At 43.1% G+C, this 1,702-nt stretch carries 3 protein-coding genes; 1 reads left to right on the forward strand and 2 read right to left on the reverse strand.

Annotation, left to right across the window (positions count from 1 at the left end; genetic code table 11):
* Positions 1-11 precede the first annotated feature (11 nt).
* Together F6K20_RS37300 and F6K20_RS37305 are read right to left on the reverse strand one after the other, a co-directional pair.
* Positions 12-170 (reverse strand): hypothetical protein, encoded by a 159-nt coding sequence (locus tag F6K20_RS37300; protein ID WP_154659644.1) that lies wholly within the window; start codon positions 168-170, stop codon positions 12-14.
* Between the two features lie 245 nt (positions 171-415).
* Positions 416-862 carry a tellurite resistance TerB family protein gene (locus F6K20_RS37305; protein WP_008178085.1) on the reverse strand — a complete coding sequence of 149 codons (447 nt, stop codon included), beginning with the start codon at positions 860-862 and terminating at the stop codon, positions 416-418.
* 195 nt (positions 863-1,057) lie between these two features.
* On the opposite strand from F6K20_RS37305, the gene F6K20_RS37310 reads away from it, so the two are divergent.
* A partial coding sequence (locus tag F6K20_RS37310; protein WP_502708926.1) for a DNA ligase LigA-related protein occupies positions 1,058-1,702 on the forward strand: 645 nt, incomplete at its 3' end.

A 1,702-nucleotide genomic window follows, 5' to 3' on the forward strand; every position in this document is an offset into this window, starting at 1 on the left:
CGCCAGGGCAGTTAGGACATGACAAAAGTCTCACACCCTTTGTAAGCGCAAGAGTTTGACTTCTGACTTCTGACTTCTGCTATAAGTAGCGCAACCCCTGCGATCGCACAACCCATTGGCCCTTGTGTACTAGATCCGGCTGATATTGGTGTGCCCTGTACTCGTGACATCAATCGCTGTGGCAATCCTAGGGAACCAAATACAGTGCGTTGACTGGTTCTTGTGAAGTACAGTTGGGATACTAGAAAGTGAATCTGTTAGTAATTCTATAAAGTGCCAGATGATCACAATTTAGATCAGATCACAATTAACAGTTGAGGGTTCACTTTCAACAGTGAACCCTCAACTAAATAGATTTAGCCAGTTTTGTCAAACTTAATTAAGTTAGTAATTGTTAATTAAACGAAAAATCCTATTACCCTTGATTTTTAATTAACATTACGTCTATAATTTTTATAGCCGTTTCTTCTGATATCTCTAAAGCATGATAAAGCTCGTTTAAAAACTCTTCTTCATCATCGGTAATTTCTCCATCTGCTAAAATAATATCAGTGGCGAGCGCAAAGGCTGTTCCTTGTAGCTCATAGGGGAGTGATTTTAGGGCTGCACTAAGAAGAGGCTCAGAACCTTGCCGCTGGAGGAGCATCAAAAGTCGTTCAAACATTCTTGCCATTACATCAGCTGAGTAGCTCCTGAACAGCTGCATGCGAGATAAGGCAGTAATAATAGCTTGGACCTCAGAATTAGTCGCGTATCCGTCAGCAGCACCAGCAATTAATGCGATCGCAGCAAAGGCTTCAGCTGGTCCGAGTGTTATTTGGCTGTGTTGACGACTAATTGAAATTTTGTCAAACAGACCCATTGTTGTTGTCTCTTGGAAAAGTACCTTAGTTAATACCAAGATGACATTGGTGACCGCAAACGGAATTAGTAGAAATACTGAACTTGTGACTAGACTTTGCCAAAGTTTTCTCTTTCACCTCAAGCAGGGCTATAGTTAATCTGGTTAATCTGACCGATAAACTAGAGTCAATCTCCATCAAGGATAATCACCCCTGTGGCACCAGTAACCCCCGACGTAAACCAGCGAATTCAGGAACTGCGGCGACTGTTGCAAAACGCTAGTTATGCCTACTACGTCCTGGACAATCCCATCATGGCAGATGCCATCTACGATCAACTCTACCGGGAACTGCAAGAGCTGGAAACAGAGTATCCTGAGTTAGTAACCTCTGATAGTCCAACCCAGCGGGTAGGAGAAAAACCAGCTACTGGTTTTGTTTCCGTGCGCCACAATATCCCACTCTATAGTCTGGATAATGCCTTTAACCTTGAGGAATTTAGCCAATGGCAAGAACGATGGCAGCGTCATATTTCTGGTGATATTTCCCAAGACTCAGGATTTAATACTGAATACGTTTGTGAACTCAAAATTGACGGTTCAGCATTAGCACTGACCTATGAAAATGGGATTTTGGTCAGGGGAGTGACCAGGGGTGATGGGTCCACAGGAGAAGATATTACTCAGAATGTCCGCACTATTCGCTCTATTCCTTTGCGGCTCAATCTAGACCAACTTAATCTAGACCAACTGCCAGCTTTAGTAGAAGTGCGTGGTGAGGCATTCTTACCTCTGGATGTATTTGAGAGGATTAATCAGGAACGAGCACAAGCAGGTGAACCATTATTTGCTAATCCTCGA

This window comes from Moorena sp. SIO2C4, from assembly GCF_010672485.1.
GTDB classification, from domain to species: Bacteria; Cyanobacteriota; Cyanobacteriia; order Cyanobacteriales; family Coleofasciculaceae; genus Moorena; species Moorena producens.

What these genes read in the sequence shown, in the direction of transcription:
- F6K20_RS37305 (WP_008178085.1), bottom strand. Translation starts at nt 862, where the DNA reads ATGGGTCTGTTTGACAAAATTTCAATTAGTCGTCAACACAGCCAAATA.
- F6K20_RS37300 (WP_154659644.1), bottom strand. Translation starts at nt 170, where the DNA reads ATGTCACGAGTACAGGGCACACCAATATCAGCCGGATCTAGTACACAA.